Origin of the sequence: Aeromonas sp. 30P, assembly GCF_051919805.1 — a bacterium.
Lineage (GTDB): Bacteria > Pseudomonadota > Gammaproteobacteria > Enterobacterales > Aeromonadaceae > Aeromonas > Aeromonas veronii.
In genome coordinates, this window is record NZ_JBQBEA010000001.1 from 2,799,817 (window position 1) to 2,823,539 (window position 23,723).

Below are 23,723 nucleotides of genomic sequence, written 5' to 3' on the forward strand. Positions count from 1 at the left end.
TCAGGTCAAAAAGCGGGAGTGCATGACTGCATACAATCAGGCTCGTTTGCCCTTCATATGCACTCTCGGAGCGTACCAATGGAATTACTCTGTCCGGCAGGCAGTTTGCCGGCACTGAAAACCGCCGTGGATAACGGGGCCGATGCCGTTTATATCGGTTTCAAGGATGACACCAATGCCCGCCACTTTGCCGGTCTCAACTTTACCGACAGCAAACTGGATAAGGCGGTGGATTATGTGCATCAACATGGTCGCAAGCTGCATATTGCCATCAATACCTTTGCCCATCCCGGGGCCGATGCGCGATGGAAACAGGCGGTTGATCGCGGGGTAGCCCTTGGCGCCGATGCATTGATCATCGCCGACCTCGCCGTGCTGGAATATGCCAGCCGCCACTACCCCGAGATGGAACTCCATGTCTCGGTGCAGGCCAGCGCCACCAATGCCGCCGCCATTCGCTTCTATCAGCAGCAATTCAATGTCACACGGGTGGTGCTGCCCCGGGTGCTCTCCATGCATCAGGTCAAGCAGCTGGCCCGCGAGACCGATGTTGGCCTTGAGGTATTCGCTTTTGGCAGCCTATGCATCATGGCCGAGGGGCGCTGCTATCTCTCCTCCTACATGACTGGCGAGAGTCCCAACACCGTCGGCGCCTGCTCACCGGCCAAGTTCGTCCGTTGGGAAGAGACCCCGAATGGTCTCGAGTCGCGGCTCAACGAGGTGCTGATCGACCGCTATGGCCCGGGCGAAAATGCTGGCTATCCGACCCTGTGCAAAGGGCGTTTCGACGTGGATGGCCAGACCTACCACGCGCTGGAAGAGCCCACCAGTCTCAATACCCTGGGTCTCCTGCCCGAGCTGTTCAAGACCGGTATCCAGTCGGTCAAGATTGAAGGGCGCCAGCGCAGCCCCGCCTATGTGGAGCAGGTGACCCGGGTCTGGCGTGCAGCCATCGATGCCTATCAGGCCAATCCCGAGGCCTATCAGGTTAAAGCTGAGTGGGATGCCCAGCTCGCCCGCGTCTCCGAAGGTAGCCAGACTACCCTCGGTGCCTACCATCGTCAGTGGCAATAAGGAGTCCACCCATGCAATTTTCTCTCGGGCCTCTGCTCTTCTACTGGCCCAAAGCCGATACCGAAGCCTTTTACCATGCCGCCGCCGATAGTCAGGCCGACATCATCTATCTGGGAGAGACCGTTTGCAGCAAGCGGCGAGAACTCAAAGTCGATGACTGGATTGCGCTGGCCCGTCAGGTGGCCAGCTCCGGCAAGCAGGTGGTGCTCTCGACCCTCGCCCTTATCTCCGCCCCTTCCGAACTCAAGGAGGTGAAGCGACTGGTCGACAATGGCGATCTAATGGTCGAAGCCAACGATCTCGGTACGGTGCAACTCGCCTGGGAGGCAGGGATCCCCTTCGTCTGTGGCCCCGCCATCAACGCCTATAACGCCGATGTGCTGCGCATGTTGCTCAAACAGGGGATGAAACGCTGGGTCATGCCGGTGGAGCTCTCCCGTGACTGGCTGATCCAGCTCAATCAGGATCTGGGCTCCCTGCGCGACCAATTTGAGGTGGAGGTGTTTGCCTACGGCCATCTGCCGCTCGCCTACTCGGCGCGCTGCTTCACCGCCCGCTCCCTCGACAAACCGAAAGACAACTGCGAGCTCGCCTGCATCAACTACCCCACCGGACGACTGGCCAACAGCCGCGAGGGGGAGCGGGTGTTCAATCTCAACGGGATCCAGACCCAGTCCGGCTACTGCTACAACCTGGGTAACGAGCTGGCTGGTATGGAAGGTCTGGTAGATGTGGTCAGGCTTTCGCCGCAAGGGATGGAAACGCTGGAGATGCTGGCCCGCTTCAAAGCCAACCGGCAAGGCCAGGCTCCCCTCTCCTTGCAGCAAGGAAGCGATTGCAACGGCTACTGGCGTCAGATCCCCGGCATGAGCCTGGTGGAGTAAACCCGCCATTTGCCCAACAAAAAGGCCTCATCGCGAGGCCTTTTTTACCACTATCTGGCAGTAGATCAGGAGGGCTGATCACCCTTGTTACGAGCGCTCTGGGCACCTGGCGGCAAGGGCTTGCGCGCCATCAACTCCAGCTCCAGCAGCGCATAGCGGTGCTCGATGAAGTCATAGACGTTGTTAGATAAGGCCAGCTTGAAGTAGCTGATGGCTTCCTTGCGGTTGCCTTTGCCCAGCTCGAACTTGCCCAGATAGAAGTAGGTTTCACACAGGCGCTCGGCAAGCTCCCGGTTATCCTTCACCCCTTTCACTACGTTGCCCATCAGCTGGGAAGCGTTGATCTCACCGGTATAGAGGCGTACCAGATCCCAGTTCCAGGCATCGTCATCGTATTTGTTGAGACGCTCGCGCATCCGGCTCATAGCGGCCGACGGGTCGAGTTTCTGCTCGGCCAGATAGAGCCAGATCACCCGATAAGGGTCTTCCGGCTGCGCCTCGTAGAAACGCTTCATATCGGCCGCAGCCAGTTCGGGACGGTTGCCGTAATAGAGGGCGATGCCACGGTTGAGATAGGCATAGTCATAGTCCGGCGCCAGTTCGAGGGCGGAATCGAACGCATCATAGGCTTCGTCGTAATTCTGCTGCTGTACCAGATAGACGCCGATGAAGTTGTAGGCTTCAGCGAAATCCGGTTTCTCCCGCAGGGCACGGTTGAAATCGAGCCGCGCGAGGGAACGCAGACCAACCCGATCAAACACCACGGCACGTTCATAGAACAACTCTGCCCGTTGCTCGGTGGTCAGTTCCATTTCACTGAGCATCTGCCCGAGTCGGGCGAGCGCCAGCTCACTCTGGTAGGAGACCTGCAGGGGGGTCGCCAACACCAGTGAAGCAGGCTGCGGCTTGGGAACCTTGGGGGTGTTAACCTGACTGCTACTGCTGCAACCCCACATGGGAAGCAACAACAGGATACCGAGGAGGTATCCAATCCCTTTCCTGACGTTCAATGAACACTCCGACGCTTACGCTTGACCCCGCATATGGTAAAGGTCAACAGCCGCTTTGTCATGTAGCTGTGCCCCTCTACCTCAAATAAATCAGGATTCGACAGGGTATCCGGCATCGCACCAACCGCGAAACCCGCCGTCGACGCTGATCACCTTGCGATAACCCATCTGTTGCAGGTTGTCCGCCGCCAGAATGGAGCGAAAACCACCACCACAATAGAGGTAGAGCTCGGTCTCAAGATCCGGGAACTGGGTCTCGATATCCCGCTCAATCACGCCACGACCCAGATATCGGGCACCGGGCAGATGGCCTTTGGCCCACTCGCTCTCTTCCCGCACGTCGATTAGGTGAAACGTGCGCCCTTCATCCTGCCAGCGCTTGATCTGGTGAACATCGGTTTCGGTGATGCGGGAGCGGATCCCGTCAACCAGCGCCAAAAAACGGGGATTGTGATGCATGACAAACTCCTGTTGTTTAAATCATGTGCGTCAGCAAACGACACGCAGAGATAAGAAAAGAGCGCCATGAGGCGCTCTTCACTGTTACGGCAGGATTTCCTGTTGGTCCGCACCCTCTTTCTCTACCTGGGTGGGCAGCATGTGCTCGCGCTTGACGCCGAGGAACATGGCAAACGCACTCGCCACATAGATGGAGGAGTAGGTACCGAACGCCACACCGATCACCATGGCCACGGCAAAACCGTGGATCAGCGCACCGCCCTTGAGCAGCAGCGCCAGCACCACGATAAAGGTAAGGCCGGAGGTGATGATGGTACGACTCAGGGTCTCGGTCATGGAGAGATCCAGAATGTACTCGGTATCCCCTTTACGCACCTTGCGGAAGTTCTCCCGCAAGCGGTCGAACACCACGATAGTATCGTTCAGGGAGTAACCCACCAGGGTCATCAGTGCCGCCAGTACAGTCAGGTCGAACTCGTACTGGAAGTAGGCAAAGACACCCAGCGTGATCACCACGTCGTGCACCAGGGAGAGAATGCCCCCCAGCGCCAGACGCCATTCGAAACGCACTGCCACGTAGGCCAAGATACAGAGGATGGAGGCCAGCATGGCCAGCGCACCGTCTGTCGCCAGTTCATCACCCACGGAAGGGCCGACGAACTCGACGCGTTTGAGCACTGCGCCCTCGTCGAGCTGCTTGGCCGCCGCCAGCACTTCGTTACCCTGTTGTTCTACCTTGACCCCCTCTTTCGGGGTCAGGCGGAACAGCACGTCACGGCTGGAGCCAAAGTGTTGCAGGGTTGCCCCTTCAATCTTCTGCTCTTCCAGAGCGTCGTGGACCTTGTCCAGGCTCACCGACTGCTGGAACCCCACCTCGATGGTGGTACCACCGGTAAAGTCCAGACCCCAGTTCAGACCCCGATCAAACAGGAAGAACAGGGCTACCACCATCAGCACGGAAGAGAAAACCACACCCGGCTTGGCATAGCGCATAAACGGGATCGGTTTTTCAAAATGTAGAATCTGAAACATCTCTCTATCCTCAGATGGGCAGCTTGTCGATACGCCGTCCACCCCAAGCCAGGTTGATAATGGCACGGGAAACTGTGATGGCAGTAAACATGGAGGCGGTCAGACCAATGCCCAGCGTCAGGGCAAAGCCCTTGATGGCGCCGGTGCCGATACCGAACAGGATCACACAGGTGATCAGCGAGGTCACGTTGGAGTCGGCGATGGTGGAGAATGCTCGATCAAAGCCCAGATGGATGGCTTGCTGAACACCCCGACCGTTGCGGATCTCTTCACGAATACGCTCGTAGATCAGCACGTTGGCATCCACCGCCATACCCAGCGTCAAGACGATACCGGCGATACCCGGCAATGTCATGGTGGCCCCCGGAATCATCGACATGATGCCGACAATCAACACCAGGTTCATACAGAGCGCCAAGTTGGCAACCCAGCCGAACGCGCGATAGTAGATCCCCATGAACAGCACGATCACCAGCATGGCCCAGCCGATGGCTTCCATACCGCTGTCGATGTTCTGTTGACCCAGGCTCGGGCCAATGGTGCGCTCTTCCACGATCTGGATCGGGGCGATCAGGGCACCGGCACGCAGCAGCAGCGCTAGGTTGTGGGCTTCGTTGGCGTTGTCGATACCTGTGATACGGAACTGGCTGCCAAGACGCGACTGGATGGTGGCGACGTTGATCACCTCCTCCTGCTTGCGGAACTTGCGCTTGCCATCCGGACCAGGTTGACCGACCGGCTTGTACTCGATGAAGACGGTCGCCATCCCTTTACCGACGTTGTCCTTGGTAAAGTTGGCCATCTTGTTGCCACCCTGGCCATCCAGCTTGATGTTGACCTGGGGACGGCTGTACTCGTCGAAACCGGACTGGGCACCCACGATGTGGTCACCGGTCAGGATCACCCGCTTTTGCAGCACCACGGGACGACCGTTGCGATCGTTATAGACCTTGGAGCTGGGCGGGACACGGCCGTCGGCCGCAGCCTGGATGTCGGCAGTCTCATCGACCATGTGGAATTCCAGGGTCGCGGTTGCACCCAGGATCTCCTTGGCGCGGGCGGTATCCTGAATACCGGGCAGTTCAACGACAATGCGCTCGGCACCTTGCTGTTGTACCAGCGGCTCGGCCACACCCAGTTCGTTGACCCGGTTACGGATGATGGTGATGTTCTGCTCGAGGGCGTACTTCTTCACTTCCTTGATCTTGGCTTCGCTCAGACCCGCCAGCAGGATGAACTCATCCCCTTTCTGCTCAGTAGTGAAAGTCAAATCAGGGTTCTGACGACGCAGATGAGAAACGGCGCGTTCCTGATCGGCTTCGTCACGGAAGATCACCTGCACCTGATCACCGACCCGGCGCACGCCGGAGTAACGGATCTTCTGGGTGCGCAGCTCGGAGCGGAAATCCTGCACCATCTGCTCTTGCTGCTTGGTCAGTGCTTCGGCCATGTCCACTTCCATCAGGAAATGCACACCACCGCGCAGATCAAGACCCAGCTTCAGAGGCGCCGCACCGATGGCTTCGAGCCAGGCGGGAGTGGAAGGTGCCAGGTTGAGTGCGGTAATGAAGTTGTCGCCCAGCTTGTTGGCAACGATATCGCGCGCCTTCAGCTGGTCTTCAGTGTTCTTGAAACGGATCAGGATAAAACCGTGCTCGAATGCAGCATGTTTGACCGGGATCTTGGCCGCTTCAAGGGTCTCTTTCACCAGATCAAGAGTATCTAGCTTGACTTCGGCACCACGGCTGGCAGAAACCTGCAAAGCCGGATCTTCGCCGTAAAGATTGGGGGCTGCATATAGAAAACCGATGGCGATCACCAAGATCACCATCAGGTATTTCCACAGCGGATAGCGATTCAACACGCTGTGCTCCTTGGGAGATTAAAGGGACTGGATAGAACCCTTGGGCAGAACGGCAGAGACGAAGTCCTTTTTGATGGTGACTTGAGTCTGGTCGTTCAGGGCGATCACCAGGTAATCGCTGTCTGCAGCCACTTTGGCAATTTTGCCAACCAGGCCACCGGAAGTGAGCACTTCATCACCCTTGGACAAGGAGCTCATCAGATTGCGGTGATCCTTGGCACGTTTGGCCTGGGGACGATAGATCATGAAGTAGAAGATCAGGCCGAATACGGCCAGCATGATGATCATTTCCATACCACCACCCTGTGCACCCGGTGCTGCGCCTTCTGCATACGCCTTGGAGATAATGCTCATTTAACAACCTCTTATTGATGTAGATTTAAAAAAACAAAATTATATGTTGTTGTTATTTAACGTCATTTTCAGCTAACGGAGGCACAGGCTTCCCTTGCCGACGGTAAAACTCTGTTACAAAGTCGTCTAATTTACCCTGCTCGATCGCGTCCCGCAAACCCTGCATCACACGCTGGTAGTAACGCAGGTTATGAATCGTATTCAGACGGGCACCGAGGATCTCGTTGCACTTGTCCAGATGGTGCAGGTAGCTGCGGCTGTAGTTCTTGCAGGTGTAGCAATCACACTCGGCATCCAGGGTGCTGGTGTCGTTGCGGTGCTGGGCGTTGCGGATCTTCACCACGCCATCGGTGGTGAACAGGTGGCCGTTGCGGGCGTTGCGAGTCGGCATGACGCAGTCGAACATGTCGATACCACGGCGCACCCCTTCCACCAGATCTTCCGGCTTGCCGACACCCATCAGGTAGCGCGGCTTGTCAGCCGGAATTTTCGGGCAGACGTGCTCGAGGATGCGGTGCATGTCCTCTTTGGGTTCACCCACGGCCAGACCGCCGACCGCATAACCGTCGAAACCGATCTCCAGCAGCCCCTTGAGGGAGACATCCCGCAGATCTTCGTAGACCGAGCCCTGAATGATGCCGAACAGGGCGTTCTTGTTGCCCAGCGCATCAAACTTGTCGCGGGAGCGCTTGCCCCAGCGCAGGGACATCTCCATGGACTTGCGCGCTTCTTCATAAGTGGCCGGGTACGGGGTGCACTCGTCGAATATCATCACGATGTCGGAGCCCAGATCGTACTGGATCTCCATGGACTTCTCGGGGTCGAGGAAGATCTTCTCGCCATTGATGGGGTGACGGAAGTGGACGCCCGCTTCGGTGATCTTGCGAATATGGCCCAGGCTGAACACCTGGAAACCACCAGAGTCAGTCAGGATCGGGCCCTGCCAGTTCATGAAGTCATGCAGATCGCCGTGGGCACGCATCACTTCCTGACCCGGACGCAGCCAGAGGTGGAAGGTGTTACCCAGCAGGATCTGGGCGCCGGTTTCACGCACTTCTTCCGGGGTCATCCCCTTGACGGTGCCGTAAGTCCCGACCGGCATAAAGGCAGGCGTTTGTACCACACCACGTTCGAAGACCAGTTGACCGCGACGGGCACGGCCGTCGGTGGTTTTCAGTTCAAATTTCATTGCTACCTCGGCTGCGTCAGATAAACAGTCTGACAATAGGAGGGCCGCTCACGGCCCGGTAAATAAGCTGAAGCTTATGCTTCAACCTGGCGACGGGTGACGAACATGGCGTCCCCGTAGCTGAAGAAACGGTACTGCCCGGCCACAGCTGCCTGATAGGCCGCCATCACGTTGTCATAACCGGCAAAGGCGCTGACCAGCATGATCAGGGTCGACTCCGGCAGATGGAAATTGGTCACCATGGCATCGACAATCTGGAACTGGTAGCCAGGGAAGATGAAGATATCGGTGTCACTAAAGAAGGGCGCCAGCGGTTTGCCCTGTGCCAGGGTGACTTTGGCCGCGCTCTCCAGCGAACGCACCGATGTGGTCCCCACCGCTATCACTCGGCCACCACGGGCACGGGTGGCCGCGATGGCATCCACCACCTCTTGCGGCACTTCCGCATACTCGGAGTGCATGTGGTGATCTTCAATCTTCTCAACCCGCACCGGCTGGAAGGTCCCCGCCCCTACATGCAGGGTGACAAAGGCCGTTTCAACCCCTTTGGCCCGAATTTTCTCAAGCAGCGGCTCATCAAAGTGCAGACCGGCGGTCGGGGCCGCGACGGCGCCCGGCTTTTGATTGTAAACGGTCTGGTAGCGCTCCTTGTCGGCATCCTCGTCGGGACGGTCGATATAGGGGGGCAGCGGCATGTGGCCGATGGCCTCCAAAATTTCCAGCACCGGACGCGGGTCGAGGAAGTGGATCTCGAACAGAGCATCGTGGCGGGCGCGCATCTCTGCCTCCACACCACCATCCATGATCATCCGGGTGCCGGGCTTGGGCGCCTTGGAGGCCCGGACATGGGCCAGCACGCTGTGCTCGTCCAGAATGCGCTCGACCAGTACCTCCAGCTTGCCGCCGCTGGCCTTCTGGCCAAACATGCGCGCCGGAATGACACGGGTGTTATTGAATACCAGCAGGTCACCCGGATTGAGCTGATCCAGCACATCCACAAATTGACCGTGGCGCAGGGCGCCAGTTTGACCATCGAGCTGCAACAGGCGGCTGGCGGTACGCTCTGCCATCGGATAGCGGGCAATCAGCTCGTCTGGCAGATCAAAATGAAAATCGGATACTTGCATCTTTCACCTCGGGGGGAATCGGCGGCTAGTCTAGTTATCCCCATCTTCCAAGGCAACCCAAAAGACCAAAAACCCAAGAGAGACAAGGGGTAGCGAGCAATATTGAGACACACCTCCGGTTAATGATTCTTTAATGTTCTGTATTGACCCTGATCATGTTTTGCCAATGGGCGCTGGGCTAGGGTGAAAGCAGATACACAAGGAGGCCCACCATGATGACCCTATCCGAAATCATGACCGAACATCCCTTCACTCTGGGTCCGTCAAACAGTGTCAAACAGGCGATGGACCTGATGCAGCAGGAGCGGATCCGCCACATTCCCATCGTCGACGAGCAGCACCACCTGCTGGGGCTGGTGACCCTCACCGATATCCTGGCCACCCGGGAATCCAAGCTGCTGCTCATCAGCCCGGAGCGGGAAGCAGAATTTACCGACAGCGTACAACTCGACGAGATCATGACACGGCAAGTGGCGAGCGTAGATCCTCACGCCGGTATCAAGGAGGCGGCACTTTACCTGCAGCGACACAGATATGGCTGCCTGCCGGTACTCAAAGGACGCAAGCTGATCGGCATTGTCACCGAGTCGGACTTCATTGCCGTGGCCATCAACCTGCTGGAATTGATGGAAGAGCAGGAACCACCTACCGACTTTTGACAGATCAGAATGTAATTAAATTACAATAAAAGCGTTTTCAGCCGTCTAAATAAGCTTTAATGATGAAACACTTTCATTTTGATTGAAAAATTACACCAAATGCTTGCCTTGTGATCTGCGTCACACTATCATCCCTCTCATGCAATAGTTGCCGAGGGGGAGACGAGGGATTGTGCACCCATTATCTTCCTCTCATATGTCTGCAAGTTTGCACACCCCGTAGTTAGTCTTTGCTGTAAAGCATTTGTTTATATAGCCATTCCTTGTTTGATGACCCGGCCCTGTCGTTGCGATAGCGCCGGGATTTTTTTATCTGCGCTTTTCGGCTTCCCCCTTACCAGCACATCCCCCATCGCTGCGAACAGCTGCCTCAACCTCCTGCGCCACCTGTTTGCACCACCGTTTATCTCATCGCGTTATCGTGGCTCTGCACACATCTTCTCATGCCTTGAAAAGGCGATGTAGCGCACAGATATTGAACCACGACAAGGAGTTATCTCAGTAGGCCAGAGATATTCATGTTAGGTACAGCCATAGTGAGCTATCTAATAAGTAGATTTAAGCGATTCAAAATTGCGGCTTTTATCGATTAGCGGAAGCCCCTATGATGAATCCATCGAAAGTTAAGCGCCTCGTCTGGCAAAACTCTTCAACACCAGACCGGCATATGTACATCACCAAGGAGCAATTACATGTCTACCTACATCAACACTGAAATCAAGCCGTTCAATGCTACCGCCTACCACAATGGCAAATTCGTTCAGGTGTCTGACGCTGACCTGAAAGGCAAGTGGTCCGTGGTCTTCTTCTACCCGGCTGACTTCACCTTCGTTTGCCCGACCGAGCTGGGCGACCTGGCTGACAACTACGCTGAATTCCAGAAACTGGGCGTCGAGATCTACTCTGTCTCTACCGACACCCACTTCACTCACAAAGCATGGCACGACACCTCTGACACCATTCAGAAGATCCAGTACCCGATGATTGGTGACCCGACTGGAACCATCACCCGCAACTTCGGCGTGATGATCGAAGAAGCTGGCTTGGCTGACCGCGGTACCTTCGTAATTGACCCGCAGGGCATCATCCAGATCGTCGAGATCAACGCTGGCGGCATCGGCCGTGATGCACTGGAACTGCTGCGCAAAGTCAAAGCGGCCCAGTACGTTGCCTCCCACCCGGGTGAAGTGTGCCCGGCTAAATGGAAAGAAGGCGAAGCCACTCTGGCCCCGTCCCTGGACCTGGTAGGCAAGATCTAAGCCTCCCGCTTCCAAGACCGGCCCGCATAAGGGCCGGTCTGCTTTCCGGCATTGCCAAATAGGCCTGAAAGCAGACCGACTCACATTTAATGCCAACTCGCCATTACAAGAAGGAATTCGACCATGTTGGATACCAACCTCAAACAACAGCTGAACACCTATCTGCAGTACATCGTCAATCCCATCGAGATCAGCGTGTCCGGCAACGACAGCGACAAATCTGCAGAGCTGCTGGCACTGGCCAGCGAGATCGCCGAGATGTCCTCCAAGATCACCCAGACCTCTGGCACTGCCGCTCGCAAGCCTTCCATGAGTGTCGCGCCGCAGGGCCAAGCCCCGCGCGTTCACTTTGCCGGTATCCCCATGGGTCATGAATTTACCTCTCTGGTGCTCGCCCTGCTGCAAAGCGGCGGCCACCCCTCCAAGGCCGATGCGGCCGTGCAGGAGCAGATCCGCAATCTCAAGGGTGAGTATCACTTCGAGACCTATATCTCCCTCTCCTGCCACAACTGCCCGGACGTAGTACAGGCCCTCAACCTGATGGCGACCCTGAACCCCGGCATCACTCACACCATGATCGACGGCGCCCTGTTCCAGGAAGAAGTTGCCGAGCGTCAAATCATGGCGGTACCGAATGTTTACCTGAACGGGCAACCGTTCAGCCAAGGGCGGATCTCGCTGGAAGAAATCGTCGCCAAACTCGACACCGGTGCCGCCGAGCGCAAGGCTGCCGAGCTGAATGAGAAAGATCCCTACGACGTACTGGTGGTGGGCGGTGGCCCGGCTGGCGCCGCAGCGGCCATCTATGCCGCCCGTAAAGGCATTCGCACCGCCATCGTTGCCGAGCGTTTCGGTGGTCAGGTGATGGACACCGTCGGTATCGAGAACTTTATCTCCGTGCCCTACACCGAAGGCCCCAAGCTGGCCGCCAGCCTGGAGCAGCACGTCAAAGAGTACGGCGTTGAAGTGATCACCGAGCAGCGCGCCGCCGCCATCAGCAAAGATGGATATGTGAACGTGGATCTCGCCTCTGGCGCCACCTTGAAGAGCCGCGCCGTGATCCTGGCTACCGGTGCCCGCTGGCGTGATCTGAACGTACCAGGCGAGCTCGAGTACCGCACCAAGGGTGTGGCCTACTGCCCGCACTGCGATGGTCCCTTCTTCAAGGGCAAGCGAGTAGCTGTAATCGGTGGCGGTAACTCCGGCATCGAGGCAGCGATCGACTTGGCTGGCATCGTCGAGCATGTGACTGTGGTGGAGTTCGCCGACACCCTGCGAGCCGATGAAGTGCTGCAGAAGAAGGCTCGCTCCATGGGCAATATCGACATCATCATGAGCGCCCGCACCACCGAAGTGATCGGTGATGGCAGCAAGGTGGTGGGCATGGATTACGAGGATCGCACCACCGGTGAGATCAAGCATCTGGCGGTGGCGGGTATCTTCGTCCAGATCGGCCTGGTGCCGAACACCGAGTTCCTGAAAGGGAGCGAGATTGCCCTGACCCGCTTTGGCGAGATCGAGATCGATACCAAAGGGGCGACCTCCCTGCCCGGCGTCTACGCCGCAGGGGATGCCACCACGGTACCGTTCAAGCAGATCATTATCTCCATGGGTGCTGGCGCCACCGCCGCACTGGGTGCGTTTGATTACCTCATCCGCAACCCGGCGCCGGAAGCGACCAAAGCTGATGCTGTGACCGCCTGATAAAACCAGCGCAACAAAAAGCCGACGCTCGATTAAGTAAACACGAGCGTCGGCTTTTTTATATCTGCATCGATGCGCAATAAAAACCCCGCAGCAAATGGCGGGGTTGTTCATGACTGGACTTCAACGACGGGCATCACTCCAGCAAGAAAACAGCCTCGATATTATCGCTTACCGTGATCTGCTGTTGTTGATAGCTGTTGTCCGCCATATCCGCCGCAGGAGCAGCCATCGCCATGGCCTGCACCACCTTCAGGTTGCGGCTGTAGGCGGTAATGGGCGAAGCATTGCGGTACTCCACACTGTAGACCTTGCCAAGCTTCATCCCGAACGCCTTGGCCAGAGATTCAGCCTTGGTTTTGGCATCCTCAACGGCATTCAGACGGGCCTGCGCCTTGATGACCTGCGGCGATTTCAACCCGTACTCAATCTGGGATACGGACTCCAGCCCGGCTTTGAGTGCGGTATCCATCAGGGGGCTCAACTTGTCGAGCTGATAGAGCTTCACCGCCAATTGTCGCTGAGCACGATACCCCAACAATACCGGCTTCTTGTTCTCGCCATACTGATATTCCGGAGAGACCATCAGGTTGCCAGCCTCAACATCGCTGCGCTTGATCCCCAACCCTTCCAGTTGGCTGAAAAAGGCTGCGACCTTGGTATCGACCTGCTGCTTGGCCTTGAGGCCCTGCTTATCCAGTGCACTCACCGCCACATTGAGGGTGAGCATATCGGGTTCGGTCTTCTGCTCGGCATAACCACTCACCACCAGATGGGGCGCTTGCGGCACTTCAATCGCCAGCAGCGGAGCACTGACAACCAGAGCGGAAAGAGTAAGAAGGGGACGCCACATAGAAAAAAACCTCAATCGGAAAGATTAAGGTCATTATGCCCGTGCAGTTACGGGATTCATATATCATGCAAGGGGGGAGCTGATCCAGTATCTGATTGGTCAGATCGAGGCTAATGGTGACCATGCTGCCGGGATCCTGGCTCTGGTTTGCCATATCCAGCGCAGGAGCCGCGCCACAGACCAACACCTCATCATCGAAATGGAACGAGTCCCACGACAGAACGTGTCCTTGCACCGCCTGTCCGCTATCGGGGCCACCACTATCCTCCTCCATCGCAGACCAAGGGATGGTATCAGATGGTCCTAGCAAATCTTGCAACAACGGAGAGTGAAAACTGGCCAGCGGATACTCCTGCTGCCCCTGATGATGGCCAACCAAAATCATGTTATGGGCAGACTCGGTATCCATGACCGGCACATAAGTGATAGAGGCCGTAGCGAAGTCAACATAGAGCGAGCCCGCTACATCACCGGCCTCATTCTCAATCTCCATCCCATCCAGCCGATCCCCCGCGATCGAGGCCTGATAGCCAAACTGGCCTGCGCAGGTAATGTTCCCCTGCCCATCCCAGCTATAACGGATGCCATCAATGTCGACCCAGTTGAATGACTGCATGATTCCCCCTCTCCTCTACTGCCGCTATCTTATCCATCCCCTTGAGGAAAAAACAGGGGCCAGGCAAGCCCGGCCCCGAGACAAGGTTACGGATCAACCTTCAAATTGCCCTGATTCAACAGATCTTCAATGATGGTCTGATCGTTACGCGTCCCTCCCAGTGTCAGATCAATGCTGTCAAACCGAATGACATGAGTCGTACTGCTTCCCCCTGAACCATCAAGATCGATAGTGAGCGTAGACTTGCCACTCCCTGGCCCACTGGAGAAGGTGAGGTAGGCATCCAGCGAGTTCTTATTGGCATGTTCACCAGTAAGCAGTTCGCTGATATCCAGTACATCCCCACCGGTACCGGTAGTGAAGTCCTTGATCACATCGGTACCACCCACATCCCCAGCCATCCACTTGAAGGTATCCTTGCCTACCCCTCCAGTCAGGGTGTCAGACCCTGTTCCACCAATCAGAATGTCGATACCGTCACCACCAATCAGGATGTCATTCCCTTTTTGGCCATAAAGCACATCATTACCGTCGCCACCTTCAAGGGTATCATCGCCACCGACAGCCCCCTCCTTACCATACACTGCATGCTGACTGTAAAGTTCGTTGAGCAGTTGCCCACCACTCTTGCCCGGATTGTCTGCCACAAACTCGAACCAGCCACCATCCACATTGTCCGCATGAATGCTGTCACCAAAAATCACGTCGTTGCCTGCACCGCCCTGCAACAGGTCAGAGCCGACACTAACAGCGGTAAAGAGCGAACCCAAGCCACTGGACAGGTCATCAAAGCTGTCTACGGCGAGGTAGTTGTCTGGCGTGTTGTCAATCGCATTGAGGTTATTGCCAAATGATGCACCGGATGGCACCCCAATCCCGACCGCATTAATCACCACCCCAGGAGCCGTCAACGCATTCAGGGCTGCCATACCGTCAGCAATCTGGGTTGAATTGGTCCAGCTTCCAACAGTTGGCTCCCCATCCGTGAGGAAGTAGACATACTTGTGATCCGCGACAGGATCCCCGGTCATCATGGTATTGAGAGTTGTCAACGCAGCCTGATAGTTGGTCCCCCCCCCTGAGCGAGTTAGATTACTGACAGCCTGCTGAGCAGCGGTAACCGAGGAATAGGTACCCACAACGTTGCTATTATCTGCAAACGTACCAATCTCGACTTGCAACTGTGATATGCCACTGAATTTGGCCAGCAAGTTATTGATGGCATCTTTCATGAGCTGGAATTCAGTGCCGCTAATACTTCCCGACATATCGATCATGAATGTCAGGTTGTAACTACCCGAAGTCACTCCGCCAACATCACCGATCAATACATCTGCCCCAACTCCACCCACTATTGCCCCATCCACATCCGGAGCAAGAAGAGGGTTCGGACGAGCGTGATCGTCAATGGCCGTGCTTGCCCCGGAACCTGTGTCATTGGCATTGCTACCAACCACCAGTACCGGATTGATAATGGTCAACTTGGCACTGCTGGTATCACCGTCGCCATCCTTGATCTTGTAAGTGACCTCGACAGGAGCCCCCTCAGCTCCTCCTGATGGTGGTGTGAATCGGTAATCACCATCATTTTCAATGTAGAGGGAGCCCTTATTGGTACCCAATGCGATAGAGAAAAAGGTATTGCTGTTATTGAAGGTGTAGGTTGTTCCGTTGTACTCCACAGAAACCAGCTTGGGCGTAGCAAAACCATCAGCACCGGCACTGTCATTGGTTGTGACATTACCATCGATTACCTGCGTCAGGTTGGTCAGAGTTCCCGATAACTGACCAGCAGTATTGATCACCACCACATTGCTGTTGTGAGCACCACTAGGTGACCAAGCGACACTTTGCAAGTCGGCATCAAGCACGCTGGTTGAGCCAATTCCCACGGCATACGCACCATCAATACCTTTTTGCGTCAGGAAATTCGTCCACTCATTACGCTCTGCGGTGTTAATAGCGTCATCGGTCGAACTGGGCACACCATCCGAGATGAAAAATACAAAGGTATTATCAGCCGAAGGCGGTGTTCCATAGTTGTCCTGTACCGCTTGCAAGGCATCATCGTAGTCTGTCGAACCACCGGAAGAGATAGTTGTCAGCTGACCAGTCGCCTGGTCCTTAGTCAGCCATACCTGACTACCGACACTCTTGACGGTGGCTGAGCCAGCAAAATCAACCAGCATCACCTTGACCAACGAGTTGCCATAGCTGTTCATCAGATTCGTTACAGCATCCTTGATAACCTGCATATTGGTATCACCAATACTGCCTGAGCTATCGAGAACCAACACTAGGTTGACAGTGCCATTAGTGCCACTGGTAATGGTATCAGCCACAGCACTCGGACCATCGTCCTCGAACTGGACGCCAGCACCGATGCTCACGCTCTTGCTCGCCACATCACCATCACCATCGGTGGTGGTCACCACCGCCGATAGCTTGCCTGCGTCTACCGGCTCGTCATAGTTGGTCGGGCTATCCGGATGTTTGATAGCTACAAACTGGGTCACGCTCAGTTTGCCGTCTTCCCCTATCTCCAGCTTGAATGCGTTGCTGTCCAGGCTACCGTTACCATCGCTGTCAAACTTGCCGTACACGATGTCGCTGTCAGCACCGTCCGCCACCAGGGTGATGGCCTTGTTGCCCACCGTGGTCACCAGCCCGCTGGCCGCCACATCAATACGCAGCGACACATCGGTCGTGCCACCGTCCACGCCTGTACTGCCCACGCCACCACTGAAGATCGACGCAACGCTGGCCACGGTGACACCCAGCTGGGTCGATTCATCGGTGGTGACACTGCCTGTCAGCGTCATCGCCGTCACGCTCGGACCATCGTCCTCGAACTGGACGCCAGCACCGATGCTCACGCTCTTGCTCGCCACATCACCATCACCATCGGTGGTGGTCACCACCGCCGACAGCTTGCCTGCCAGGTCTACCGGCTCGTCATAGTTGGTCGGGCTATCCGGATGTTTGATAGCTACAAACTGGGTCACGCTCAGTGTGCCGTCTTCCCCTATCTCCAGCTTGAATGCATTGCTGTCCAGAACATTGTCGCCATCGCTGTCAAACTTGCCGTACACGATGTCGCTGTCAGCACCGTCCGCCACCAGGGTGATGGCCTTGTTGCCCACCGTGGTCACCAGCCCGCTGGCCGCCACATCAATACGCAGCGACACATCGGTCGTGCCACCGTCCACGCCTGTACTGCCCACGCCACCACTGAAGATCGACGCAACGCTGGTCACGGTGACACCCAGCTGGGTCGATTCATCGGTGGTGACACTGCCTGTCAGCGTCATCGCCGTCACGCTCGGACCATCGTCCTCGAACTGGACGCCAGCACCGATGCTCACGCTCTTGCTCGCCACATCACCATCACCATCGGTGGTGGTCACCACCGCCGACAGCTTGCCTGCCAGGTCTACCGGCTCGTCATAGTTGGTCGGGCTATCCGGATGTTTGATAGCTACAAACTGGGTCACGCTCAGTGTGCCGTCTTCCCCTATCTCCAGCTTGAATGCATTGCTGTCCAGAACATTGTCGCCATCGCTGTCAAACTTACCGTACACGATGTCGCTGTCAGCACCGTCCGCCACCAGGGTGATGGCCTTGTTGCCCACCGTGGTCACCAGCCCGCTGGCCGCCACATCAATACGCAGCGACACATCGGTCGTGCCACCGTCCACGCCTGTACTGCCCACGCCACCACTGAAGATCGACGCAACGCTGGCCACGGTGACACCCAGCTGGGTCGATTCATCGGTGGTGACACTGCCTGTCAGCGTCATCGCCGTCACGCTCGGACCATCGTCCTCGAACTGGACGCCAGCACCGATGCTCACGCTCTTGCTCGCCACATCACCATCACCATCGGTGGTGGTCACCACCGCCGACAGCTTGCCTGCCAGGTCTACCGGCTCGTCATAGTTGGTCGGGCTATCCGGATGTTTGATAGCTACAAACTGGGTCACGCTCAGTGTGCCGTCTTCCCCTATCTCCAGCTTGAATGCATTGCTGTCCAGAACATTGTCGCCATCGCTGTCAAACTTGCCGTACACGATGTCGCTGTCAGCACCGTCCGCCACCAGGGTGATGGCCTTGTTGCCCACCGTGGTCACCAGCCCGCTGGCCGCCACATCAATACGCAGCGACACATCGGTCGTGCCACCGTCCACGCCTGTACTGCCCACGCCACCACTGAAGATCGACGCAACGCTGGCCACGGTGACACCCAGCTGGGTCGATTCATCGGTGGTGACACTGCCTGTCAGCGTCATCGCCGTCACGCTCGGACCATCGTCCTCGAACTGGACGCCAGCACCGATGCTCACGCTCTTGCTCGCCACATCACCATCACCATCGGTGGTGGTCACCACCGCCGACAGCTTGCCTGCCAGGTCTACCGGCTCGTCATAGTTGGTCGGGCTATCCGGATGTTTGATAGCTACAAACTGGGTCACGCTCAGTGTGCCGTCTTCCCCTATCTCCAGCTTGAATGCATTGCTGTCCAGAACATTGTCGCCATCGCTGTCAAACTTGCCGTACACGATGTCGCTGTCAGCACCGTCCGCCACCAGGGTGATGGCCTTGTTGCCCACCGTGGTCACCAGCCCGCTGGCCGCCACATCAATACGCAGCGACACATCGGTCGTGCCACCGTCCACGCCTGTACTGCCCACGCCACCACTGAAGATCGACGCAACGCTGGTCACGGTGACACCCAGCTGGGTCGATTCATCGGTGGTGACACTGCCTGTCAGCGTCATCGCCGTCACGCTCGGACCATCGTCCTCGAACTGGACGCCAGCACCGATGCTCACGCTCTTGCTCGCCACATCACCATCACCATCGGTGGTGGTCACCACCGCCGACAGCTTGCCTGCCAGGTCTACCGGCTCGTCATAGTTGGTCGGGCTATCCGGATGTTTGATAGCTACAAACTGGGTCACGCTCAGTGTGCCGTCTTCCCCTATCTCCAGCTTGAATGCATTGCTGTCCAGAACATTGTCGCCATCGCTGTCAAACTTGCCGTACACGATGTCGCTGTCAGCACCGTCCGCCACCAGGGTGATGGCCTTGTTGCCCACCGTGGTCACCAGCCCGCTGGCCGCCACATCAATACGCAGCGACACATCGGTCGTGCCACCGTCCACGCCTGTACTGCCCACGCCACCACTGAAGATCGACGCAACGCTGGTCACGGTGACACCCAGCTGGGTCGATTCATCGGTGGTGACACTGCCTGTCAGCGTCATCGCCGTCACGCTCGGACCATCGTCCTCGAACTGGACGCCAGCACCGATGCTCACGCTCTTGCTCGCCACATCACCATCACCATCGGTGGTGGTCACCACCGCCGACAGCTTGCCTGCCAGGTCTACCGGCTCGTCATAGTTGGTCGGGCTATCCGGATGTTTGATAGCTACAAACTGGGTCACGCTCAGTGTGCCGTCTTCCCCTATCTCCAGCTTGAATGCATTGCTGTCCAGAACATTGTCGCCATCGCTGTCAAACTTACCGTACACGATGTCGCTGTCAGCACCGTCCGCCACCAGGGTGATGGCCTTGTTGCCCACCGTGGTCACCAGCCCGCTGGCCGCCACATCAATACGCAGCGACACATCGGTCGTGCCACCGTCCACGCCTGTACTGCCCACGCCACCACTGAAGATCGACGCAACGCTGGCCACGGTGACACCCAGCTGGGTCGATTCATCGGTGGTGACACTGCCTGTCAGCGTCATCGCCGTCACGCTCGGACCATCGTCCTCGAACTGGACGCCAGCACCGATGCTCACGCTCTTGCTCGCCACATCACCATCACCATCGGTGGTGGTCACCACCGCCGACAGCTTGCCTGCCAGGTCTACCGGCTCGTCATAGTTGGTCGGGCTATCCGGATGTTTGATAGCTACAAACTGGGTCACGCTCAGTGTGCCGTCTTCCCCTATCTCCAGCTTGAATGCATTGCTGTCCAGAACATTGTCGCCATCGCTGTCAAACTTGCCGTACACGATGTCGCTGTCAGCACCGTCCGCCACCAGGGTGATGGCCTTGTTGCCCACCGTGGTCACCAGCCCGCTGGCCGCCACATCAATACGCAGCGACACATCGGTCGTGCCACCGTCCACGCCTGTACTGCCCACGCCACCACTGAAGATCGACGCAACGCTGGCCACGGTGACACCCAGCTGGGTCGATTCATCGGTGGTGACACTGCCTGTCAGCGTCATCGCCGTCACGCTCGGACCATCGTCCTCGAACTGGACGCCAGCACCGATGCTCACGCTCTTGCTCGCCACATCACCATCACCATCGGTGGTGGTCACCACCGCCGACAGCTTGCCTGCCAGGTCTACCGGCTCGTCATAGTTGGTCGGGCTATCCGGATGTTTGATAGCTACAAACTGGGTCACGCTCAGTGTGCCGTCTTCCCCTATCTCCAGCTTGAATGCATTGCTGTCCAGAACATTGTCGCCATCGCTGTCAAACTTGCCGTACACGATGTCGCTGTCAGCACCGTCCGCCACCAGGGTGATGGCCTTGTTGCCCACCGTGGTCACCAGCCCGCTGGCCGCCACATCAATACGCAGCGACACATCGGTCGTGCCACCGTCCACGCCTGTACTGCCCACGCCACCACTGAAGATCGACGCAACGCTGGTCACGGTGACACCCAGCTGGGTCGATTCATCGGTGGTGACACTGCCTGTCAGCGTCATCGCCGTCACGCTCGGACCATCGTCCTCGAACTGGACGCCAGCACCGATGCTCACGCTCTTGCTCGCCACATCACCATCACCATCGGTGGTGGTCACCACCGCCGACAGCTTGCCTGCCAGGTCTACCGGCTCGTCATAGTTGGTCGGGCTATCCGGATGTTTGATAGCTACAAACTGGGTCACGCTCAGTGTGCCGTCTTCCCCTATCTCCAGCTTGAATGCATTGCTGTCCAGAACATTGTCGCCATCGCTGTCAAACTTGCCGTACACGATGTCGCTGTCAGCACCGTCCGCCACCAGGGTGATGGCCTTGTTGCCCACCGTGGTCACCAGCCCGCTGGCCGCCACATCAATACGCAGCGACACATCGGTCGTGCCACCGTCCACGCCTGTACTGCCCACGCCACCACTGAAGATCGACGCAACGCTGGCCACGGTGACACCCAGCTGGGTCGATTCATCGGTGGTGACACTGCCTGTCAGCGTCATCGCCGTCACGCTCGGACCATCGTCCTCGAACTGGACGCCAGCACCGATGCTCACGCTCTTGCTCGCCACATCACCATCACCATCGGTGGTGGTCACCACCGCCGACAGCTTGCCTGCCAGGTCTACCGGCTCGTCATAGTTGGTCGGGCTATCCGGATGTTTGATAGCTACAAACTGGGTCACGCTCAGTGTGCCGTCTTCCCCTATCTCCAGCTTGAATGCATTGCTGTCCAGAACATTGTCGCCATCGCTGTCAAACTTGCCGTACACGATGTCGCTGTCAGCACCGTCCGCCACCAGGGTGATGGCCTTGTTGCCCACCGTGGTCACCAGCCCGCTGGCCGCCACATCAATACGCAGCGACACATCGGTCGTGCCACCGTCCACGCCTGTACTGCCCACGCCACCACTGAAGATCGACGCAACGCTGGCCACGGTGACACCCAGCTGGGTCGATTCATCGGTGGTGACACTGCCTGTCAGCGTCATCGCCGTCACGCTCGGACCGTCATCATCAAAGCTGAATACCGACCGCTCGCCCGCAATCAAACTGACAGTGGCACTGTCGGTCACGCTATCGCCATCTCCGTCCACACGGGTCACGCTGTATTGCAGTCCCAGACTGTTCTGTCCACTGAGCAGCAGCGACAGTGATTCATCAAACAAACCGGTGTTGTCATGAGGCAAGGCTTCAAACTGGGTGGTCTGCAGTTGGGATACCCCATCTACCACCACAATCTTGATGCTGAAGACCACATCGCCGTCACCATCAACCCCTTGCAGCTCGGTCGCGCTCACTGCATTGAGGGTAATCGCACCACCTCTGGTGGCCGACAGGTTGGTGGCAACCCCCGCCTCGCCAATTCCGACAAAGCTGAAACTGCCGGTGATGCTACCTGCACCATCAGCTCCGTAGCTGCCACTGCTGGTAAACAGTGACAGCAAACCACCTTCAATCGCGGTCGTGGCCTGGGCCAATGCATCTTCTACATCATCACTGACATAGCCGTCATTCACATCACTGCCGCTGTAGGTATCCTCTTTGCCGACCGTCTCGTCCAGACTGACCGACAATCCACCCAAATTAGCCTCTTCGGCCACCCCCACATCCTGGGTCGGACCATCATCCTGAATAACGATGTCCAATGTTGCGCTGGCTGTATCACCGTCATCATCAGTCAAGGTCACCGTTAGGCTCTCACCCAATTGCAGGTCAGAAGCGGGTTGTTGATGAGCTTCATTATCAAGGAGGGTATAGCTGTAGGAGACACTGCCGTTACCGGTAACGGGATCGTAGGTTATTGCGGTGATTTGCAATCCATTGCCAAGCGGCGTTTCAATGGATACAGGCTGAGCAACCACGGTGCCATTGCTGATCAACTGGATCGCCCCGATTGCCAGCGTTTGCACACCATCAGGGGCATTAAAAGTAAACACCCCACTTTGAGTTAACGCGGCAGCGTTAGGTGCCGAACCGTCGACCAAGTTGGCATCACTGACCAACACCTCTCCCCCTTCCAGAGTCAGCCCATCAAGGCCTACCGCCTCATCTACCGGAGTAATGGAGATAACGAGTGTTGAAGTCACTGTATCCTGGCCATCAGTTACCTGATAGTTCACCGGCGGAACTGCACCATCATAGTTAGGAGCCGGAGTAAAGGTATAGCTCCCATCCGGATTGATGATCAGCGTGCCCACTCCGGTAATGGTGGCAGCAACACCGGCAGGGACTCCGATATTGATACCCCAGTCATATGAAACGATGGAGGCATCAGCGGGTCCATCTGGATTGGTACTATTGTCGAGCAAATTCCCACTGACCTGAGTGTCTTCCAGGGTTACGGCGGTTTCGCCCAAATCATCAAGCTGATTTTCAAGAATCAAATCTTCGGCCTGATTTTCATTGATGACAGCGGCCGTATCGTAGGTGGTATCAAACCCTGCAGCCGCTATCGTGGCATCGCCAGTTCGATCAATTGTGACGAAACCACCATTACCACTGGCCCCCGCAACCCCACCAATACCGCCACCACCACCGGCCGCTGGAGCCCCACCAGCAGCAGAAGCCTCAAAGTTTTGAGTCGGGTCAACACCCTGCAGAATCGATTCTTGCAATGCGGCAATATCTGAAGGTGCGCCTTCCTGGCTGGCCGCCACTTGCGGTTGAGCAGGTTCAGCGGACTCGGAACCGGCCGGAACATCCGATGCTGGAGTATCGTCATAAGGGGAAAGAGCCAGCTTGGCGTCATCAGCTATGGCCAATTTTGCTCCGGGTTGGAGAATTTCCCCTTTTTGCAGAGGGCGGCTGCTTCCATCAGCCAGCACAATCTCCACATTGCCTTCTATAGCTGAGACAACCACGGACTTGTCGATGATTTGGGTACGCATATCCATTGCTCCAAGGTGACAGATCTTG

General features: G+C 57.0%; 15 protein-coding genes. 5 read left to right on the forward strand and 10 right to left on the reverse strand.

All coding sequences use genetic code 11. The features are described 5' to 3' along the window. The first annotated feature begins 78 nt into the window (after positions 1-78). Both ubiU and ACTG2B_RS12990 read left to right on the forward strand, forming a co-directional pair. Entirely contained in the window at positions 79-1,074 is a 996-nt protein-coding gene (gene ubiU, locus ACTG2B_RS12985) for a ubiquinone anaerobic biosynthesis protein UbiU (protein WP_439996018.1), read from the forward strand. A gap of 11 nt (positions 1,075-1,085) precedes the next feature. Then, positions 1,086-1,958, forward strand: a complete 873-nt coding sequence (locus ACTG2B_RS12990) for a U32 family peptidase (protein ID WP_439996020.1) — start codon at positions 1,086-1,088, stop codon at positions 1,956-1,958. Between the two features lie 65 nt (positions 1,959-2,023). On the opposite strand, the gene nlpI is transcribed toward ACTG2B_RS12990, so the two are convergent. From nlpI to queA, 7 genes are all read right to left on the reverse strand, one after another. Continuing rightward, the gene (nlpI, locus tag ACTG2B_RS12995) at positions 2,024-2,968 is read right to left on the reverse strand and encodes a lipoprotein NlpI (protein ID WP_005351017.1); all 945 of its coding nucleotides are present in this window, start codon (positions 2,966-2,968) and stop codon (positions 2,024-2,026) included. 90 nt (positions 2,969-3,058) lie between these two features. Then, on the reverse strand, positions 3,059-3,427 hold the full coding sequence (locus ACTG2B_RS13000; RefSeq protein ID WP_019446086.1) for a rhodanese-like domain-containing protein: 369 nt from the start codon (positions 3,425-3,427) through the stop codon (positions 3,059-3,061). A gap of 84 nt (positions 3,428-3,511) precedes the next feature. After that, a complete protein-coding gene (secF, locus tag ACTG2B_RS13005) occupies positions 3,512-4,459 on the reverse strand; it encodes a protein translocase subunit SecF (protein WP_139411856.1) in 948 nt (315 codons plus the stop codon). A gap of 10 nt (positions 4,460-4,469) precedes the next feature. After that, the gene (secD, locus tag ACTG2B_RS13010) at positions 4,470-6,323 is read right to left on the reverse strand and encodes a protein translocase subunit SecD (protein WP_005337324.1); all 1,854 of its coding nucleotides are present in this window, start codon (positions 6,321-6,323) and stop codon (positions 4,470-4,472) included. A gap of 18 nt (positions 6,324-6,341) precedes the next feature. Beyond that, positions 6,342-6,677 (reverse strand): preprotein translocase subunit YajC, encoded by a 336-nt coding sequence (yajC, locus tag ACTG2B_RS13015; protein ID WP_005337327.1) that lies wholly within the window; start codon positions 6,675-6,677, stop codon positions 6,342-6,344. Positions 6,678-6,729: 52 nt separating this feature from the next. Continuing rightward, a complete protein-coding gene (tgt, locus tag ACTG2B_RS13020) occupies positions 6,730-7,866 on the reverse strand; it encodes a tRNA guanosine(34) transglycosylase Tgt (protein WP_005337329.1) in 1,137 nt (378 codons plus the stop codon). Positions 7,867-7,940: 74 nt separating this feature from the next. Beyond that, positions 7,941-8,993, reverse strand: coding sequence for a tRNA preQ1(34) S-adenosylmethionine ribosyltransferase-isomerase QueA (gene queA / locus ACTG2B_RS13025; RefSeq protein ID WP_005344678.1), 1,053 nt, complete (start codon positions 8,991-8,993; stop codon positions 7,941-7,943). Between the two features lie 212 nt (positions 8,994-9,205). Here queA and ACTG2B_RS13030 point away from each other — a divergent pair, with 212 nt between their 5' ends. From ACTG2B_RS13030 to ahpF, 3 genes are all read left to right on the forward strand, one after another. Then, a complete protein-coding gene (locus ACTG2B_RS13030; RefSeq protein WP_013723842.1) occupies positions 9,206-9,652 on the forward strand; it encodes a CBS domain-containing protein in 447 nt (148 codons plus the stop codon). Between the two features lie 692 nt (positions 9,653-10,344). Beyond that, on the forward strand, positions 10,345-10,911 hold the full coding sequence (ahpC, locus tag ACTG2B_RS13035; RefSeq protein WP_005337335.1) for an alkyl hydroperoxide reductase subunit C: 567 nt from the start codon (positions 10,345-10,347) through the stop codon (positions 10,909-10,911). 123 nt (positions 10,912-11,034) lie between these two features. Continuing rightward, complete coding sequence (gene ahpF / locus ACTG2B_RS13040) at positions 11,035-12,615, forward strand: alkyl hydroperoxide reductase subunit F (RefSeq protein WP_201906385.1); 1,581 nt, start codon at positions 11,035-11,037, stop codon at positions 12,613-12,615. 136 nt (positions 12,616-12,751) lie between these two features. On the opposite strand, the gene ACTG2B_RS13045 is transcribed toward ahpF, so the two are convergent. From ACTG2B_RS13045 to ACTG2B_RS13055, 3 genes are all read right to left on the reverse strand, one after another. Further along, on the reverse strand, positions 12,752-13,468 hold the full coding sequence (locus ACTG2B_RS13045; RefSeq protein WP_042056170.1) for an SIMPL domain-containing protein: 717 nt from the start codon (positions 13,466-13,468) through the stop codon (positions 12,752-12,754). Then, positions 13,407-14,084, reverse strand: a complete 678-nt coding sequence (locus tag ACTG2B_RS13050) for a hypothetical protein (protein ID WP_439996022.1) — start codon at positions 14,082-14,084, stop codon at positions 13,407-13,409. Before ACTG2B_RS13050 ends, ACTG2B_RS13045 begins: the two co-directional genes overlap by 62 nt. A gap of 86 nt (positions 14,085-14,170) precedes the next feature. After that, on the reverse strand, positions 14,171-23,695 hold the full coding sequence (locus tag ACTG2B_RS13055; protein WP_439996023.1) for a retention module-containing protein: 9,525 nt from the start codon (positions 23,693-23,695) through the stop codon (positions 14,171-14,173). Between the last annotated feature and the right edge of the window lie 28 nt (positions 23,696-23,723).

Excerpts from the sequence above, each read along its gene's own strand:
- ubiU (WP_439996018.1), top strand. The coding sequence starts at position 79 with ATGGAATTACTCTGTCCGGCAGGCAGTTTGCCGGCACTGAAAACCGCC.
- ACTG2B_RS12990 (WP_439996020.1), top strand. The coding sequence starts at position 1,086 with ATGCAATTTTCTCTCGGGCCTCTGCTCTTCTACTGGCCCAAAGCCGAT.
- ACTG2B_RS13000 (WP_019446086.1), bottom strand. The coding sequence starts at position 3,427 with ATGCATCACAATCCCCGTTTTTTGGCGCTGGTTGACGGGATCCGCTCC.
- secF (WP_139411856.1), bottom strand. The coding sequence starts at position 4,459 with ATGTTTCAGATTCTACATTTTGAAAAACCGATCCCGTTTATGCGCTAT.
- yajC (WP_005337327.1), bottom strand. The coding sequence starts at position 6,677 with ATGAGCATTATCTCCAAGGCGTATGCAGAAGGCGCAGCACCGGGTGCA.
- tgt (WP_005337329.1), bottom strand. The coding sequence starts at position 7,866 with ATGAAATTTGAACTGAAAACCACCGACGGCCGTGCCCGTCGCGGTCAA.
- queA (WP_005344678.1), bottom strand. The coding sequence starts at position 8,993 with ATGCAAGTATCCGATTTTCATTTTGATCTGCCAGACGAGCTGATTGCC.
- ACTG2B_RS13030 (WP_013723842.1), top strand. The coding sequence starts at position 9,206 with ATGATGACCCTATCCGAAATCATGACCGAACATCCCTTCACTCTGGGT.
- ahpC (WP_005337335.1), top strand. The coding sequence starts at position 10,345 with ATGTCTACCTACATCAACACTGAAATCAAGCCGTTCAATGCTACCGCC.
- ahpF (WP_201906385.1), top strand. The coding sequence starts at position 11,035 with ATGTTGGATACCAACCTCAAACAACAGCTGAACACCTATCTGCAGTAC.
- ACTG2B_RS13045 (WP_042056170.1), bottom strand. The coding sequence starts at position 13,468 with ATGTGGCGTCCCCTTCTTACTCTTTCCGCTCTGGTTGTCAGTGCTCCG.
- ACTG2B_RS13050 (WP_439996022.1), bottom strand. The coding sequence starts at position 14,084 with ATGCAGTCATTCAACTGGGTCGACATTGATGGCATCCGTTATAGCTGG.
- ACTG2B_RS13055 (WP_439996023.1), bottom strand. The coding sequence starts at position 23,695 with ATGCGTACCCAAATCATCGACAAGTCCGTGGTTGTCTCAGCTATAGAA.